This is a genomic window from Roseibium sediminicola, assembly GCF_023156505.1.
In the GTDB taxonomy this organism is placed as follows: Bacteria; Pseudomonadota; Alphaproteobacteria; order Rhizobiales; family Stappiaceae; genus Roseibium; species Roseibium sediminicola.
The window spans coordinates 1-17,096 of sequence record NZ_JALNMJ010000044.1 but is presented as its reverse complement, the minus strand read 5'-3'; the positions used below and the strand labels follow the sequence as shown (position 1 = coordinate 17,096).

At 57.6% G+C, this 17,096-nt stretch carries 16 protein-coding genes and 3 pseudogenes; 11 read left to right on the top strand and 8 right to left on the bottom strand.

Translation table 11 applies throughout. The annotated features are described in order from the left end of the window. Positions 1 to 263: hypothetical protein (locus M0H32_RS28690; protein ID WP_248160131.1), on the top strand; the 263-nt coding region annotated here is incomplete at its 5' end. A 153-nt stretch (positions 264 to 416) separates the two neighbouring features. Here M0H32_RS28690 and M0H32_RS28685 read toward each other — a convergent pair. From M0H32_RS28685 to M0H32_RS28660, 6 genes and pseudogenes are all read right to left on the bottom strand, one after another. Continuing rightward, positions 417 to 1,184: pseudogene (locus M0H32_RS28685) on the bottom strand (IS6 family transposase). A 401-nt stretch (positions 1,185 to 1,585) separates the two neighbouring features. Then, positions 1,586 to 2,890 (bottom strand): TRAP transporter large permease, encoded by a 1,305-nt coding sequence (locus M0H32_RS28680; RefSeq protein ID WP_248160130.1) that lies wholly within the window; start codon positions 2,888 to 2,890, stop codon positions 1,586 to 1,588. 3 nt (positions 2,891 to 2,893) lie between these two features. Further along, complete coding sequence (locus tag M0H32_RS28675; RefSeq protein WP_248160128.1) at positions 2,894 to 3,415, bottom strand: TRAP transporter small permease subunit; 522 nt, start codon at positions 3,413 to 3,415, stop codon at positions 2,894 to 2,896. A 4-nt stretch (positions 3,416 to 3,419) separates the two neighbouring features. After that, positions 3,420 to 4,361 carry a TRAP transporter substrate-binding protein gene (locus M0H32_RS28670; RefSeq protein ID WP_248160126.1) on the bottom strand — a complete coding sequence of 314 codons (942 nt, stop codon included), beginning with the start codon at positions 4,359 to 4,361 and terminating at the stop codon, positions 3,420 to 3,422. 93 nt (positions 4,362 to 4,454) lie between these two features. Next, positions 4,455 to 6,137, bottom strand: coding sequence for a hydantoinase B/oxoprolinase family protein (locus M0H32_RS28665; RefSeq protein WP_248160125.1), 1,683 nt, complete (start codon positions 6,135 to 6,137; stop codon positions 4,455 to 4,457). Then, entirely contained in the window at positions 6,134 to 8,179 is a 2,046-nt protein-coding gene (locus M0H32_RS28660) for a hydantoinase/oxoprolinase family protein (protein WP_248160124.1), read from the bottom strand. Before M0H32_RS28660 ends, M0H32_RS28665 begins: the two co-directional genes overlap by 4 nt. A gap of 109 nt (positions 8,180 to 8,288) precedes the next feature. On the opposite strand from M0H32_RS28660, the gene M0H32_RS28655 reads away from it, so the two are divergent. The 9 genes and pseudogenes from M0H32_RS28655 (at position 8,289) to M0H32_RS28615 (ending at position 15,896) form a co-directional block, all read left to right on the top strand. Continuing rightward, the gene (locus M0H32_RS28655) at positions 8,289 to 9,011 is read left to right on the top strand and encodes a GntR family transcriptional regulator (protein WP_248160123.1); all 723 of its coding nucleotides are present in this window, start codon (positions 8,289 to 8,291) and stop codon (positions 9,009 to 9,011) included. Positions 9,012 to 9,130: 119 nt separating this feature from the next. Then, positions 9,131 to 9,418: pseudogene (locus M0H32_RS28650) on the top strand (IS21 family transposase); the annotation flags it as partial. 151 nt (positions 9,419 to 9,569) lie between these two features. Then, complete coding sequence (locus tag M0H32_RS28645; RefSeq protein WP_248160122.1) at positions 9,570 to 10,190, top strand: TetR/AcrR family transcriptional regulator; 621 nt, start codon at positions 9,570 to 9,572, stop codon at positions 10,188 to 10,190. A gap of 66 nt (positions 10,191 to 10,256) precedes the next feature. Next, on the top strand, positions 10,257 to 11,432 hold the full coding sequence (locus M0H32_RS28640) for an ABC transporter substrate-binding protein (protein WP_248160121.1): 1,176 nt from the start codon (positions 10,257 to 10,259) through the stop codon (positions 11,430 to 11,432). Positions 11,433 to 11,515: 83 nt separating this feature from the next. Then, positions 11,516 to 12,385 carry a branched-chain amino acid ABC transporter permease gene (locus tag M0H32_RS28635; protein ID WP_248160120.1) on the top strand — a complete coding sequence of 290 codons (870 nt, stop codon included), beginning with the start codon at positions 11,516 to 11,518 and terminating at the stop codon, positions 12,383 to 12,385. A gap of 11 nt (positions 12,386 to 12,396) precedes the next feature. After that, positions 12,397 to 13,365 carry a branched-chain amino acid ABC transporter permease gene (locus M0H32_RS28630; RefSeq protein ID WP_248160119.1) on the top strand — a complete coding sequence of 323 codons (969 nt, stop codon included), beginning with the start codon at positions 12,397 to 12,399 and terminating at the stop codon, positions 13,363 to 13,365. 5 nt (positions 13,366 to 13,370) lie between these two features. Next, positions 13,371 to 14,135 carry an ABC transporter ATP-binding protein gene (locus M0H32_RS28625; RefSeq protein WP_248160117.1) on the top strand — a complete coding sequence of 255 codons (765 nt, stop codon included), beginning with the start codon at positions 13,371 to 13,373 and terminating at the stop codon, positions 14,133 to 14,135. Beyond that, positions 14,128 to 14,841 (top strand): ABC transporter ATP-binding protein, encoded by a 714-nt coding sequence (locus tag M0H32_RS28620; RefSeq protein ID WP_248160132.1) that lies wholly within the window; start codon positions 14,128 to 14,130, stop codon positions 14,839 to 14,841. Before M0H32_RS28625 ends, M0H32_RS28620 begins: the two co-directional genes overlap by 8 nt. 80 nt (positions 14,842 to 14,921) lie before the next feature. Further along, on the top strand, positions 14,922 to 15,896 hold the full coding sequence (locus M0H32_RS28615; protein WP_282449605.1) for a dipeptidase: 975 nt from the start codon (positions 14,922 to 14,924) through the stop codon (positions 15,894 to 15,896). 147 nt (positions 15,897 to 16,043) lie between these two features. On the opposite strand, the pseudogene M0H32_RS28610 reads toward M0H32_RS28615, so the two are convergent. Continuing rightward, positions 16,044 to 16,187: pseudogene (locus M0H32_RS28610) on the bottom strand (IS630 family transposase); the annotation flags it as partial. A 12-nt stretch (positions 16,188 to 16,199) separates the two neighbouring features. Between M0H32_RS28610 and M0H32_RS28605 the strand changes: the two are divergent. Beyond that, positions 16,200 to 16,457: a transposase gene (locus tag M0H32_RS28605; RefSeq protein WP_345779394.1), complete on the top strand. Its 258-nt coding sequence runs from the start codon at positions 16,200 to 16,202 to the stop codon at positions 16,455 to 16,457. A 43-nt stretch (positions 16,458 to 16,500) separates the two neighbouring features. Here the strand turns inward: M0H32_RS28605 and M0H32_RS28600 are convergent, their stop codons facing one another. Next, a complete protein-coding gene (locus tag M0H32_RS28600) occupies positions 16,501 to 16,950 on the bottom strand; it encodes a flavin reductase family protein (protein WP_345779393.1) in 450 nt (149 codons plus the stop codon). Positions 16,951 to 17,096: the final 146 nt, after the last annotated feature.

Here is a 17,096-nt window from a genome sequence, read left to right as displayed (position 1 = left end):
TCAAAGGCTGGTGTGGTCTCGTCGAGACAGCATTTATCGAACCGGGCACAGGGATGAGCCCAGGCGCTCCGGAGGTCATTCGGAGTGTCCTTTTTTATTTCAGATCAATGATTTACGGCTACGGCAATCAGTGGTTGATTACCTTGCGAGAGGGCGCAACCCAACACCGAATGGGGCGCCATCACAAGGTTGATAAAAATGTTTTCCACACCAAAAGCGGGATATTGGCCTGTAAAATTTGTCGACGAAGAGACGCTGGTTGATGCGATGAAATTCGGGCCGAGGCCAAGCTTCGCCGGGCCAGTTCTACATCGAGATGTGATGGCGCGGCGACAGAACCCGTCACGTTATGGGTGAAGGGGCTCTGTTGCAAACTTTGCGTCCCGACAGACTTCGGCCTAATCCGGCACTCCAGTTCAAGCTTCAGCATCTTGAAGATGGTTTTCGAGCATAGTCATCGCTTCAGCCAGAGCACAGGGACCGATGCCGAACGCACGTTCGACAATGCGAGCCTCGCCGAGGACATCATTTGAGAAGTTGAAGATGCTGGCCTGCCCTTTGCGCAGGGCGCGCATGACCTCAAAGCCCTTGATTGTCGCGTAGGCGGACTTCAACGTTTTGAAACCGCGCACCGGCCGGATCAACTGTTTCAGCTTGCCATGATCGGCCTCAACGACGTTGTTCAAATATTTGACTTGGCGATGCTCAGTGTCCTGCGGACATTTTCCCTCCGCTTTCAGCTCGGAAATGGCCGCGCCGTAGGTGGGAGCCTTATCGGTATTGATCGCATGGGGCTTTTCCCAGTCTTTCAGCCCCCTCAAGGCTTTGCCCAGGAACCGTTTTGCGGCCTTCGTATTCCGGGTGGCCGAGAGATAAAAGTCGATGGTGTTCCCGTGATTGTCCACCGCCCGGTACAGATAAGTCCATTTTCCACGGACTTTGATGTAGGTTTCATCGACCCGCCAGCTGCCCGAAGCCGGCCGACGCCATTGCCAGCGCAGACGTTTTTCCATTTCAGGCGCATAGGTCTGTACCCACCGGTAGATTGTCGCATGATCAACCCGCACACCGCGCTCGGCCATCATCTGTTCAAGATCCCGGTAGCTGATCCCGTAACGGCAATACTAGCGAACCGCCCACAACACGATTTCGCCCGTGAAATGACGGCCCTTGAACGCACTCATGAAATCAACAACCCAATTTGAAAAAGCTGCTTCTCACACCACGGACAAAAATTTGCAACAGAGCCATATCCTGCTCGGATCGGAATTACTGTGTCGAGTTCGCCAATTTTGCGATTGTAGAGCTTGCTCTCGATCCCGCCACCCAACAAATCTCGCAACGGATCCGTTTTGTGGATCCCGTGCGAAATGAGAGATCGGACATGAGCCAGGGCCGGAGAGGACACTGCAGCTTTCCAGAAATTCAGGAGCTTGCGATGCCGTCCCGCTTTCGGATGCCATCCCGACAAACAACTCGCTGCAATATCCCAAGGAATATGGTCTCTTGTTTAGTGCAAATCGGGGTTGTCTTCAAATGAACATGCCGTTCACAGCGAATCTGACCTGTCCCATGGTTTCGACTTTCAGCCGAACAAAACGGAAGGCAACCACAGCGCGATCTGAGGCCAGATGGTGATCATAGCCACACCGGACGCCATCAACAGAAAGAACGGGAAAGCCGCGCGCGCGACTTTCCCGATCGGCACACCGGTCAACCCCTGGATAACGAATAGATTGAAACCGACGGGTGGTGTCATCTGGCCCAACTCGACCATCAGGACCAGGAAAACACCGAACCAGATTGGATCGAACCCCATGGCGATAATCGGGGGAAGGGTGATTGGCAGGCTCATAACGACAATAGAGATGCCGTCCAGAAAAAGACCGAGCACAATGTAAAACAGTGCCAGCAAGACGATCAGACCATACGGTCCGATCTCCGTGGAGGCGATCAACTTCGCAACGTCCTGCGGTACGTGCATGTAACCCATCGCCGTTGATAGAAACGCGGCAGCGACCAGGATCGAACAGACCATGGCCGAAGCCCGCACCGCTCCCATCAGGCTGTCGCGCAATAGTACCAACGACATCTGCCTGAGAAGGGCTGCAAGGATCAGGGTTCCCAGAACGCCGACTGCCGCCGCCTCTGACGGCGTCGCGAGCCCCGAATAGATGGCCCCGAGCACCAGCCCCACGAGCAGGAGGATCGGCAGCAGATCGAGCAGAGCCCGCCGCTTGGACACAAGCTGCCCCTCGTACTGGGGCTCCAGGCCGGGTGTCATCGCGCAGCGGCCCAGGATATAGGCCGAATACAGCCCTGCCACGAGCAACCCCGGCAGGATGCCGGCCGCAAACAGTCGGGTGATCGAGACTTCGGCCAGTACGCCATAGATGATCATTACAATTGAGGGAGGAATCAAAAGTCCCAAACTTCCAGCCCCGGCCAGTGAGCCGAGAGAGAGGGCTTGGTCGTAACCGCGCCGCTTCAACTCGACGGTCGTGATCTTGCCCACAGTCGCCGTGGTCGCAGCCGACGACCCGGAGACGGCCGCGAACAGGGTCGAGCCCGCCACATTGGTGTGGATCAGCCCCCCTGGCAAACGGCTGACAAAGGGCGCAAGTCCCTCAAACAGGCGCGCCGATATGTTGGTTCGAAAGATGATCTCTCCCATCCAGATGAACAAAGGGATTGCCGCCAGTTCCCAAGAACTGGCGCTTCGAAACAGGATCTTGCTCAGGATTACGCCGATCCGGTGGGGAGGAAAGTCGAGAACCAGGGCAAGACCTGTGGTTGAGACCAGAAGCAGGCCGACGAAAACCCAGACGCCGCTGCCCAGAAACAGCAGGATCAGAACCAGGACTATAAGCCCAGAAACCATTGCGTCCATGAATTATTCAGCCCCCTCGGATTGTATGAGCTCGCCGCCGGCAGCGACGCGCAGAAAACAGGCGAGAAGTTGTATCATCAACAAAACAAGTCCGAGCCAAACCGCGCCGACGGGCAGCCAGAGTGGGACTTCGGCGATGCTCTCGCTGACGGCGCCCCGGCTCCAGTTGCGAAGCGCGTCGCGGCCGACCCACCAGGCACTGTATCCGGAGATGGCGAAGCTGGCCGCGAGGCAGAACAATTCCGCCCAACGGCGTGGGCGGCCTCTCAGCCGCCCGACCATGAGATCCACACGGATGAGGCTTCCCGAGTTCAAAGCGTATCCCAGCGACAGAAAAGTCATCGCTGCGATGGCGTACCCTACGAATTCGTCGAGCACGAAGGTTGAACTGTTGAAGAAGCTTCGCAGCACAATCTCTAAGACGATGTGGAGAAAGATATGAACCAGGAGGACGGCGGCCAGACCGCCCGCCACGCGATTGAGCGCGGTTGCGGCTCTATCGAACAGCAGAAGAGCTGGCCGCACTACCTTACTTCGACATATAGGCATCAAGTATCGCCTTGCCCTTGTCGCCGGTCTTCGCGAGCCATTCCTCGCGCGCGTCCTGGCCGGCGTTACGCAGGGCTGTCAGCAAGGCCGGATCGACATCGGTTACGACGGTCATATTTTCCGCGCGCATCTGGGTGTAGTTATCGTCAACGCGAGCGACGACGCTTTGCCAAACGTGGTCTTCGGCGGCTTTGGCTGCTTGCAGGACCGCCTCTTGGTGAGCGGACGACAGACCGTTCCAGGTATCGAGATTGATATGGACCATGTTCAGCGGCATCGCGTAATTCACTTCGGTGAAGTAATCGAGATGCTCCCAGAACTTGGCGTTCGCTCCGGCTTCAGCCGATGTCAGGACGGCTGCGATGCCGCCGGTCGACAGCTGCGGTACCACGTCGGCCCAACTCAGCTGGATCGGAATGGCGTTTACCTGTTGCAGCGTGATGGTGCCGTTGGCGTCGTAGGTGCGGATCTTCAGGTCTTCCAAAGCGGCAGTATCTGCGACAGGTTTCTTGGCCCAGATCCCCGAAGGCGGCCACGGTGATGCCCACAGGAGCTTCTGGTTGTAGGCAGCAAACACGGCTTCATATTCACTCCGCGCCGCCTCGAAGAGGTTGCGAGCTTCCTGGGGTGTCTTGGCCAGGAACGGCAGGGATGGCAGCAGGAACATCTGATCAATGCCACCCAGCGGGCCCACATAGGTGTCCGCGATCGGCAATGCGCCGTCACCGACCGCGTCGAGCTGGTCCTTGGACTTAAATCCGATGGAGCCGCCGAAGTGATGGGTGATCTTGATCGCGCCGCCGGTCAGTTCCGCCAGTTTGGCGGAAAAGATCTTGTCGCCCTCGGCGTGGATCGATGTGTCGTTATACTCGTTGGCCATGTCCCAATTTATGTCGGCGGCGTAGAGCGGCTGCACCGCCATACCGATGACAATCCCGGTGGCTGCAATTATCTCCTTCAAGTGCATTGTTATTCCCTCTCTGTTTTTTATAGATGAAACTTGAACTCTCCGACGTCACGCAATTGCTGGTCCATAGGCATCGCGTATGTATTCTTCGGAAAACTTACCCGAACTTCGGTCTTCTTCGACAAGCTGCACCGGGCGACTTTTTGGTTCGCCGTAGCCGCCCGCCCCCGGCGTTTCTATAACTGCGGCCGTTTCCGGCGTTATCCGGATGCCGCTTGCCTTGGCTGGCAAGGTATGTTCCCGGCCTTGATCATCGCGCAGATAGAACCGGCCGGGCATTCCGGGGCGTCCCCCCAGAATTCCCCAAGGCGCGTGGCGGAATCGTTCGCCCACGCCGTTGAATTCGCATTCGTGATCAATTGGGCGGATCGTCCGCCGGATGCCCAGACCGCCGCGATGGGTGCCCGCGCCGCCGGAGTCTTCAACCAGCGCGTACTCCTCGACGCGCAATGGGTACTCCATTTCGATAGCTTCCACCGGCAGGTTCGACGTGTTGGTGATATGCACCTGCACTCCGTCTTTGCCGTCTCTGGTCATCCGCGCGCCCATGCCACCACCAAGCGTCTCCAGATAGACATATTGCTGCGCAGTCCTGGGGTCGATGCCTGCGAAAACCGCACTGGTGTTGGCCCCGTTCGCAGCCCCGATCACCCGCTCAGGCAGCACTTCAGAAAACGCCCCGAGAATAACGTCGACCAAGCGCTGACAGGTATTCAGTCGAAGCGCCACGGAGGCCGGCGACACGCAATTCACGATCGAGCCCTCGGGCGCGACGATCACAATCGACTCGATGACGCCATGATTGTTTGGCACATCCGGATCCAACAGGGCCTTGAGGCTGTAGCACACTGCCGATTGGGTGCCGTTCATCGTCAGGTTGAAGTTGCCCGGCACTTGCGGATCGGTGCCGGTAAAGTCGAAGGTTATCGCATCGCCCCGCTTGCGGATCTCAAGTTTGATGCGGATGTCCTCGGTCGAGATACCGTCATCATCCATCACGTCTTCAAATGCATAGGTGCCATCCGGAAGCCCTGCGATTGCCGAGCGCATGCGCATGCGCGTCCTCTCGACGATCTCGTCGAAAGCCTGAGTGACATAATCCGCGCCAAAGCGTTCGAGCATGTGGCCCAGGCGCGTCACACCCAGCTTGCAGGCTGCAATCTGGGCGTTCAGGTCGCCCCTGCGCTCATCCGGCAGGCGCATGTTCAAGAGCAGCAGCCGCAGGATATCGTCCTGGAGCACACCCTTGCGGTAAAGGCGGACAATTGGAATGCGCAGGCCTTCCTTGTAGATCTCGTTCATTCCTCCCGACATGGAGCCCACGGCTGCGCCGCCGACGTCTGCGTGATGCACGATGTTGGCGACGAACCCGATCAGGCGATCTTCCTTGAACACCGGCATGGCTGTGTTGATATCCGGCAGGTGCGTTCCGCCTGCCACATGAGGGTCGTTGGCGATGAACATGTCGCCGGGAGCGACGCTGTCGCCGTACCGCTCAACAATGTGTCGGATCAGGCCGCCCATCGACGCCAAGTGGATCGGTAACGACTGTTCGGCCTGCACAATCAGCCGCCCCTTTGCATCAGCGATAGCCGTGGAGTGGTCGTGACGCTCCTTAACATTGGTCGAAAAGGCGCTGCGCATCAGCGTCAGAAAACACTCGTCGGTGATCGACTTCAGTCCGTTCCAGGCGATCTCCAGCGAGATCGGGTCAAGCCCTGTTCCACTCAATGCCGTATCTCCATGATTATGTTGCAGGCTTCGTCCACGGTCAGTCGCGCCCATGGCGGGACCACGGTCGTTGCGTCGATCTGTGTGACGATCGCAGGACCTTGCAGATCGAAGCCGACAGGCAGCGTGGCGCGGTCATAGACCGGAGTATCAATCGGACCGGACCGGTCAAACCAGACATTGTGACGGCTGACGGGTCGCGGTGTCTCGGCAGGTGGCGGCGTGGCGCTTTCGCCGTGCACCAGCTTAGCGGTCGCCCGCAGCCTCAGATTGACGATTTCAATGGGTGCATCGGGATCGTGGTGCCCGTACGCGCGTTCATGGGTTTCGAAGAACAGGCGCTTGAGCTTGTCGACATCCGGCAGGTCCGGCGCGCACGTTTCGCCACTGGTCTCGACCTGCAGCTCGTGGTTCTGGCCGACGTAACGCATGTCCAGGACAAGCCGCAAGCGCCGTTCCCCCTCGTCAACCGCCTCCTGATCGAACCATGCATCGGCGCGAGTGCGCAAATCGGCCAGGATTGTCTCAACTTCGGTCAGGTCCGCGCCCAGCTTGACCCGGCAACTGCCGACCAGATTCTCCTGCAAATCTGATACGATCAGCCCCTCGGCACACAGGATGCCTGGCGAACGCGGGACAAGGATGCGGGTCATGCCCAGTTCGCGAGCGATATCCGCCACATGCAGCCCTCCCGCGCCGCCGAAGGGCATCAGCGTGAAATCGCGCGGATCATGCCCGCGCTCGACAGAGACCACCCGGATCGCCCGAACCATGTTCGAAGCCGCAATGCTGAGAATGCCAAAAGCTGTCTCTTCCGGTGAAAGCCCCAGATTGTTCGCCAGCGGCGCCACCGCGTTAACCGCCTTGTCGCGGTCGAGGGTCATTCCACCGCCGACCAGACTTTCAGGCAAGCGGCCCAGGAGCATGTTCGCATCCGAAACTGTCGGCTCTGTGCCACCCCGGCCGTAACAGGCCGGCCCCGGCACCGCCCCCGCGCTGATCGGCCCGACCTTCAAGAGGCCATCCGCCGCCAGATGTGCGATGGAGCCGCCTCCAGCGCCGACTGTATGAATGTCAATCATCGGCAGACGGATACGGAAACCGGCAATGTCACGCACATTGGCCAGCGCCGCACGCCCATCCTGGATCAGGCAGACATCTGTGCTGGTGCCGCCGATATCAAGGGTGATGATATCCTTGATCCCCGACTTTGCCGCCGACACGATGGCGCCGACGGCTCCTGCTGCCGGGCCCGACAGTGCGGTCCGCACGGGAAATTCCGCCGCCCGATCGACCGACATCAGCCCGCCGCTGGACTGGAAAATGCCGAACGCCGCATTTGGTGCCGCCTCTGCGATCTGGGTCTTGAGGTGCGTCATGTAGTTGCTGACCTGCGGCTGCAGGAACGCATTGATTGCCGTGGTCGAAAACCGTTCGAATTCACGAAACTCCGGCTGCACCTGGCTCGACAGGGATATGAAAAGCTCGGGCCGCCGGCGGCGCAGCGCCTCTGCTATCCGGAGTTCATGCTCTGGATTCAGAAAGGAAAACAAAAGACAGACCGCACAGCAGTCGATGCCTTCCAGCACATCGATGCGGTCCAGAAGCGATTCAATCTCCTGATCGTTCAGGTCGACGACGCTGTTGCCATCGGCACCGATCCGTTCGCCAACCTCGATCCTGCGATGCCTTGCCGCAAGCGGAGGCGGCGCATCTTCCTGCAAATCATAGATTTTCGGCCGGATTTGCCGACCGATCTCCAGCATGTCCCTGAAACCGCGCGTCGTCACCACCGCCAGTTCCCCGCCCTTGCGCTGCAAAAGTGCGTTGGTGGCAACTGTCGTTCCGTGCGCAAAGCGCTCCACGTCCTCACCGGCGAAACCTGCGATTTCATGCAGCTCAGCAAACCCCTGCAGGATTGCTGTCGATGGGTCATCCGGTGTCGATGGGCGCTTGTGCACTACGGTTCGGCCGCTCGCGACGTGCCGTGCGCAAAAATCGGTAAAGGTGCCACCAACATCGACACCAACAATCCAGCTCATTTGACCCTCGTCCAAATTTCAGTATCCATTTCGTATACTGAAATTTGTTGACTGGTCAAGTGGAGGCTAATCTCATACGACCATACGAAAAGGAAATGGAGGTGAGCGCTTGTCAAACGGCACCAAAGACCGCAGCGGAAATACGCCCTATCGGACGCTGCGTGAGAGGATCCTGACACTCGAGCTGCGCCCGGGATCGGTTCTGGACGAGGCCAGCCTGACCCGGCAGCTTGACGTATCGCGCACACCGATCCGTGAAGCGATCATCCAGCTCATCGCTGACGGGTTGGTTGTGCGTGAAGGGCGCAGCGCCAGGGTTGCGCCGCTCGATATCGACGACATTCCACCGCTTTACGACGCTCTGCTGATATCAAGTCGGATGATTCAACGCTTGGCCGCCGAATTTCGCACTGAAGCTGACCTGCAGATCATCCGCGAGAAGATGACACTCTTCGAAAACGCCATCCCTTCGCAACGCGGAGCTGTGCTTTCCGAAGCTAACTACGCTTTCCACCTGGCGATCTCGGCCAGTGCCAAGAACCGCTATTTTTCAGAATTCTATGAGCGCGTGCTGATCGGATCCCTTCGCTTCAACCGGGCTTGCTTTTCGGGCAACGTCTACGCGACCAAACACACAAAAGAGCATTTGTCCGTAACTGCGGAACAGCACCGGGATATCCTGCAAGCTATAGAAAATGGAGATATCGAGGAAGCCGACCGTCTTGCAGTTGAACATCATCGTCTGGCCCGTCATCGCTTGGAAAAAGTGCTCTCGATGGGTGCGTTGGCCATTTCTGATCAAACCGATCTGTCACTTGTGCAGAGCATTTGAACGCACCGCTTACTGACCATGTCGGTATGAAGTCCTCTGTACCTCTTAGCTGCTGTTTTTTGGATGCTCGCTGCGGGTCGTGTGAAGTGAAGCATAGCAAAATGTAGTCGGACCTGCCGGCGAAGGCCTGGGTGGACGGCGACATCCATGCGTTCGCCTTGTTAGGCGTTGCAGCCGCAATAGAATGTCTACGAAAACGACCGTTGCCTTGTGGCAAAGATCCTACCTGACGGCGCGTGCAAGCGTACGGCGCAGTTCAGCGGGTTTCTATCCCGCAACCTGATCCGGGATCGGTATGGCCGTCCGGGCAAGGGCAACGACTAGGGGGCGTCAAAGGCCTTGTCGGTTATGCCCGTCGGAACTTTATGGTTCCGATCCCTCGGTTTGCGACTTGGGATGAGCTTAATCCCAGGCTGAACAGGTCGAAAGTACCAAAATCTGTCCTTTTAGCAGTGCCGAAAATATCGGCACACAGCCTAATATCTGCACGCGACGGTTTATTGACAGATCTTAGAAAAGATACATACTCACCTGTATGTTTCTTTGCGGACACGAAAGATGACGCGACGTCGGACACAAGATGAACGCAGCGCCGAGACCCGGCGACTTCTTCACCAGGCAACAATCGCCTCGCTTCTGGAGGTTGGATACGCGAACACCAGCACGCCCGGCATCGTACAGCGGGCTGGGGTTTCCCGTGGGGCTCAAACACATCACTATCCGGGAAAGATAGATCTCATCGTCGCCGCAACCGAGGCCATGTTCGATGGCTTTGCAGAAGATATCGAAAAACTTGCCGCAGGACTGCGGCAAAGTAACTACGATCTGGATACATTTCTGGAAAAACTCTGGGCAGAAATGCTGAACGGGACGTGGTTCTATGCATCCTTGGAGATCATTGTCGCCGCTCGAGGCGATCAGGAACTGCGCAAACGTCTTGAGCCGCTCATTCTTGACCTACATGCCCGTTTTGAAGCCGTTTGGGAGGCCACTTTCACCGCCTCCGATCCGAAGTCGATTTCCTCGCGCACCGCAATGAACTTGGTGATGAATGTGTTTCGCGGGATGGCGGTTCAGGCCGTTTTGCGCAAGGACAAGCTTTACTTCACTGAAATGATACAGGCGATCAAAAGCATGTTGCGTTCTTACGTGACACCGGTAGCGGAGGTGACCGCCTAACCAATAAAAAAACAGGCCGAACTGTTTGTAAATGTCGGACTAAAACTCAAAAAAGAGGGGAATGACATGAAATTCAAACCGAAAAAACTCGGATTGCTCGTGGGCCTTGCGCTCGCTGCAACCGGCTCCGCTGCTGCGGACGAAACTACGGGACTGACTGACGATTCTATCAAGATCGGCGTTATGGGGCCGTTCAGCGGGAATGCATCTTCCTACAGCAAGGCCGAAATCGGCTTGATGGCCTTCTACCAGATGATCAATGACGAGGGCGGTATTAACGGCCGTAAAATCGTTGCGGTTCAGGAGGACACGGGGTGCGATCCCGCCAAGGCACTGGCCGCCGCCAAGAAGTTGATCCACCAGGACGAGGTCTTTATGCTGCACGGAAACTCCTGCAGCGGCGCCGCTGTCGCCATCAAGCCGGAAATTGTCGACGCGGGCCTTCCCTGGATCGTGGCGCATGCCGTCAGCGACACGATTTCCGTCCCGCCGGTTGAGAATATTTTCCATGGTGTTCCAACCGGTAATACCAACGGCGAGGCGATGGCTGCATTCGTGCTGTCCAAACCGGACACCAAGAAGGTCGCGATCGTCGAACATTCCAACGACTGGGCGCATTCTTACAGCAATCCTGCCAGGGCGTATCTCAAGGGACATGGCATCGAGCCCGTTGCTGAACTCGTCATGGAACGTGGACAAACAGACGCGACCGCTCAGGTTCTGAAGCTGCGCCAGGCCAATCCCGACTTCATCATCGGTGCCCTTTATGAGGCTGAGACGGCGATCTTTCTGCGCGACATGAAAAAATACGGGCTGGATACGCCGGTCATGGGAACGGCGGGAACGGACCTTGAAAACACGCTGAAGCGAGTGGGAGACCTCGACACCGTCAAAAACTACTTCGTCCTGCATCCCTATGTCGACAATCTGGACGGACCGCTCATGAAGAAGTGGGCCGACATGATCCACAAATACTATCCGGATGAGGAGCTGACGAACTTCTCCTACATCTCGATCGGTTCCGGCGTGGCCCTTGTCGAAGCGCTGAAGGCTGCCGGACCTGATCTCACCCGCTCGAAGGTCATGGCCGAACTGGACAAGATCGAGAACCTCGATACGGGCATTCTCTCCTCGACCATCACTTGGTCTCCGGAAGAACATCGCGGCGCCAAGAGTTCGGCAGTTGCCGGGTTCGTCGACGGACAGCCGACGGTTCTGAAGGCCTGGAACACACCGTACTGAGCCTGGTTCAATGCTGATAACGGGGCCGCCGGGGCGGCCCCGTCAATCCGGATTATCCAGGGGCAACTAACGGAAAAGGCTTCATGTTTCTCCAGCTCACTCTCAGCGGTGTGTCTCAAGGCGCAATCTATGCACTGATCGCCTTGTCACTGACCGTCGTCTACCGGTCCACGACCATCGTCAGCTTTGGCCACGGTGATTTCGTCATGGCAGGCGCCTTTCTTACCTATGTGCTTGTCGTGGCGATCGGCATAGCCTTTCTTCCGGCCAGCCTTATCGCCATCGTTGCGATGTTCCTGCTTGGCGTCGCCTTCAGCCGCGGGCTGATCGGGCCGATCCGGGGCGGGCCGCACGTCGGCCTTGCGCTCATGAGCATTTCCTTCGGCTTCACGCTCCGCGGGATTGCGCGGACGGTTTGGGGACGCGAAGTGCTTCCCATGCCCAGGGTCTTCGACATCGACCCGATTTTCATCGGCTCCGTGGTGATTACGGGAGATGCCCTGTTCATCATCTCCATCGTTGCAGTGCTGCTCGTGGTCTTCTTTACCGTTCTGCACTTCACCGATATCGGCAAGATGGTGCAGGCCGTCTATCAGTCGGAACGAGGCGCGCGTCTGATCGGAATCGACGTCGAACGTTTTCACAATTTCAGCTGGGGTTTGGGCGCAGCGCTCGGTGCAGTCGCCGGGGTTCTGATTGCACCGATCTCCCTGCTTCATCCCGACCTTGGCGCAAGCTTTCTCATCAAGGGGTTCGCAGCCATGACACTTGGAGGGTTTGGATCCCTGGCAGGCGCTGTCCTGGGCGGCCTGCTGCTAGGTGTCGCTGAGCAATATTCCGGTGCCTATATCGATACGACCCTGATCGATATCACCGCTTATCTCCTGATCATTGCTGTTCTACTGATCCGTCCGCGCGGCTTGTTTGGCCGCAAGGTCGTCGTGAAAGTCTGAGGTTGGACATCATGCAAACTTCCACCGGCACTCTTTCGAAACGCAGACGGATATTCTGGCTGGTGCCTCTGATCGCGCTCGCTCTTCCGCTCCTGACGAACCCCTATACCCAGTTCATTGCCAACGCTATGCTCATCTACACGCTGGTGACACTGGGCTTCTCGGTGGTTATCGGCAATCTCGGGCAACTTGCCTTTGCCAATACCGCTTTTTTCGGAATTGGCGCCTATGCGTCGGCCATAGCCAGCACCAACCTGGGTCTGCCGTGGCTGGCGACTGTCCCGCTTGCCGGATTGGCCGGTGCGTTTGGAGGTTTCCTGGCCTCTGCGGCAGCCTTGCGCGGTATCCGCCTTTACTATCTGGCCATCGTAACGATGGCATTCGGCGAACTCATGCGCTGGTTTTATACCCATACCGGCGTGCTGACGGGCGGCACAGACGGCCTGCCGGTTTCGCGCGAGCGCGATTTCGGGCTGGCACTGACCTCTGACACTGTTCAGTTCTATGTGTTTCTGATCATCACATGCCTGCTGGTTGCCGGAACCGTAAATCTGCTGCGCTCCCGCATTGGCCGGGCGATCATTGCCGTGCGCGAAAACGAAATCGCAACTGCGTCTCTCGGCATTCCCACATCACAGATCATTGTCACCGCCTTCATGTGGTCCGGCTTCATTGTCGGCATTGCGGGGGCAATGTTCGCGCTGCATACCGGCAGGGTGTTCCCGGAATCCTTTGGCCTCACTCAATTGATCGTCAATTTTGCAATGGTGCTTGTTGGCGGGCTTGGTTCAGTGGCAGGCGCCGTCCTGGGAGCAGTCGCGCTGACGGCGCTGCCCGAATACGTACGCGCCTTCCCGGGCATGGAAGAGATCTTTTTCGGCGTCATCGTCATGGTGGTGCTTCTGGTCATGCCCAAGGGCCTTGCCAGCCTCCTCGCCCGCGTCTCGCCGATCTTTCAACAACGCTATCACAGGGACTGATGCCAATGACATCATTGCTCAAAGTCGAAGGTCTCAGTGTTCATTTTTCCGGTCTGAAAGCGCTAGACGACGTCTCGTTCGAACTGGAGGCGGGGCAGGTGCGTGCGGTGATCGGACCCAACGGTGCGGGGAAGACCACGCTTTTCAACGCGATATCCGGATATGCCCGGCCGACCGCAGGTTCAGTTCTGCTGGAAGACACCGAAATCGTGCATTGTTCGCCGCATCTGATCGCCGAAAAAGGCTTGCGGCGAACCTTCCAGAATGGAGGCCTGTTTGCCGCGCTGACCGTTCTGGAAAACGTCATGACCGGCTTGCACACACAGACCCCCGGAACGTTTTTCGATGTCCTGCTTGGCCGCAGAAAGGCCGTGGAAGCCGAGATCGAAATCCGCGAAAAAGCGCGTGATTTGCTCAAGCTCATGAGTATGGATCACATGGCAGACACACCGGCCGGCGACCTATCCGGCGGACAGCAGCGTATCGTTGAAATTGTCCGGACGGTGGCAAGCGAACCACCGGTCCTGCTGCTCGACGAACCGGCCGTAGGGCTGTCTCCCGTTGCCCGGCAGCAGATGATGGAAATCATCAAACGGCTTTCCGGTGAAAAAGGGGTCGGCATTCTGCTCATCGAACATGCGGTCGAACTGGTGATGGCAGCCGCCGACCGGATCCTCGTCATGGCAGCAGGTGCCCGGATTTCTGAAGGTACACCGGAGGAAATCCGGTCGGACAAGGCGGTTCTGGAGGCCTATCTTGGTCATGCATGATGTATTGCTGAAAATCACCGACCTTCACGTGAGCTATGGCAAAAAAGCCATATTGCGCGGGGCGAGCTTTGACGTGCGCAATGGCGAATGCCTGACGCTGCTCGGGGCAAATGGCTCGGGCAAATCAACGTCGATGAATGCGATCTGCGGGTTCGTCAAACCCGTATCTGGCTCGATCTCGCTGAACGGAACCGAACTCGCGGGCAAAGGACCGCACACCATTTTCAAGCAGGGCGTCGCCCAGGTTTCACAAGCCCGCGACCTATTCCCCGATCTATCGGTTGAAGACAACTTGAGACTGGGCGCGATGCAGCGCGGCAAGGGCAAGGCCGCGCAGGTCCTTGCCGATATTTACGACCGCTTCCCGCGACTGGCCGAGCGGAGGCGTCAAGCAACGAGAACCCTTTCCGGCGGCGAACAGCAGATGGTCGCCATCGGGCGCGCGCTGATGTCGTCCCCCTTGATATTGCTGCTGGATGAGCCGTCCGGCGGGCTTTCCCCTCAGTTTTGCGAAGAAATCGCAACCATCATGGACCAGCTGAAAAGCGAAGGCGTGACCATGCTGATGGTTGAGCAAAACCTCAACCTGGCTTTCCGGGCCGCCGACCGCTTCATCGTTCTTCGTGATGGTCAGGTTGTCGACGGTGGCGATGTTGCCGCCATGGCCGGCGATCACGATGCAATTGTCCGCAATATCTATCTCTAACACCCAGACATGACTGAATTTTCTGCTTTTGCGCGAATGGCCCGGAAGCAGGTGGATCTGGAACCAAAAGGAAACGCCAAATGAGCACCGGAAGCCTGCACGATGACCTGATCGTCTTTGACGGACTGATCATTTCCAAATGGGGCGAAGAGGTTTTTGACGCCATGCAGCGCGGCGGCCTGACGGCTGCCAACTGCACCTGTTCCGTGTGGGAAAACTTTCGCGATACGATGCTGAACATCGGCGAGTGGAACAGATTTTTTTCCAGGTATCCGGACCGGCTTGTCAAGGCCCGCACCGCCGATGACATCCGACAGGCCAAGCAGGACGGCAAGACGGCGATAGTTCTGGGATTCCAGAATACGACCGCTTTCGAGGATCGCCTCGAGTTCATCGAAATCTTCAAGGAACAGGGCGTCGGCATCGTACAGATGACCTACAATACCCAAAACCTCGTGGGATGCGGTTGCTATGAACGCCGGGACAGCGGATTGTCCGATTTTGGTCACGATGTGGTTGCCGAAATGAACCGGGTCGGCATGCTTTGCGATCTCAGCCACGTGGGGCCGAACACATCACGTGAAGTTATCCTCGCGTCGAAGAAGCCGGTCGCCTACAGCCATTGTCTGCCGAGTGGTCTGAAGGAGCATCCCCGGAACAAGTCCGACGAACAGCTCCGCTTCATCGCCGAGCACGAGGGCTTTGTCGGCGTGACGATGTTTCCGCCGTTCCTTCGCAGGGGCAATGACTCCACCGTGGACGACTACGTCGAGGCGATTGGATACATCATCAACCTCGTTGGAGAGGATCAGGTTGGTTTCGGGACCGACTTCACCATGGGCTACAGCACACCGTTCTTTGAATATCTCAACCGGGACAAGGGCGTCGGCCGCCAGCTGACCGAATTCTGGAAGGTTGATTTTCCCGACGGTCTGGAATCCATTGCTGATTATCCCAATCTGACCACTGCGATGGAAAGGGCGGGCTGGACGGAAACTCGCATCCGCAAGGTCATGGGTGAGAACTGGCTAGATCTGCTCGACCGCGTGCTGTGACGGGGGCAGGGCTTGATGATGTCGACGCCCGCCGCTGGCCCAATTGGTGTCATGTTGGGTTTTATATTCATCCTATTGGAAGCGTCGATGTCTGAAGGGCATTGCCAAGTTGTTGAACCGGTTTGGCATTGTTAGAGCGTATCCGTTTTACGTTGGTTCATATCCGGCGGCAGCGAAGTAGTTTGCGCATTCCTGTGTTTTGAAGTGAGCGCAGAGGTCGCCAACGGGGTTCCACAAGGCGTCGACCGTACGCTCGGCGCTGGCGCGCAACAGCGCCTCAAGGGCTACAAACCCAATTACGTTATCGCGGATCGGGCATACGACGCGGAGCATTTCCACGATGCTATCCTTGATTTGGGAGCAACACCCGTCATTCCGCCGCGCCACAATCGCCTGCGGCCCCACGCTTGCGACTGGACAATCTATAAAGAACGGAACGCCATCGAGCGTTTGTTCAATAAGCTCAAACACTTCAGGCGCGTTGCCACTCGCTATGACAAGCTCCTGGCCAACTTCATGGGCTTCGTGACGATTGCCGCAATCCATATCCTGATCAGGTAATCCTTAATTCCTGACCAGAACCTAGAACGGGGAGGTTTGCTGTTCAGCATCTGGCGGTGTCGGGAAGGGCGGTATATTTCCCCTGGTAAAACACCAGCGGCCGATCGCCATCGCTGGGGGCGCTCATGTGCAGAGGTCGGCCTAGGATAATCTGGTGGTCCCCGCCGGGGTACACCTGCGCTACCTCGCATAGAAAGGCCGCCGTAGGTGCCGCAAGCCGCAGGAAACCACGTTCGCGGATCAACGGCACCAAGTCCGGATCGCCACACCCCGCAAAGGCATTGGAGATGTCGGTCTGATCCCGGGCTAAGATATTCACGGAAAAACGCCCGGTACTCAGCACGCTTTGCGCCACCCGGCTTTCGTTTCGAGCGCAAAACAATAGGAGGATGGGATCAAGGCTGACGGAAGTCAGCGAATTTACCGTCATGCCGGCGGGCCGTCCGTGTTCTTCGGTAAGGATCACGGCGACGCCGGTTGCGAATCGGCCGATCAGATTTCGGAATTCAAGGCTGTCTGAACCGCCCCGGGTTTACCGGAGAGTAAAACTCTCACAGGATGGCCCTTATGGATCAGAAGATAGTTCCACCCAAATATACGGCTGAGTTTCGCGAACGCGGTGTTCGGCTCTTTCAAGAC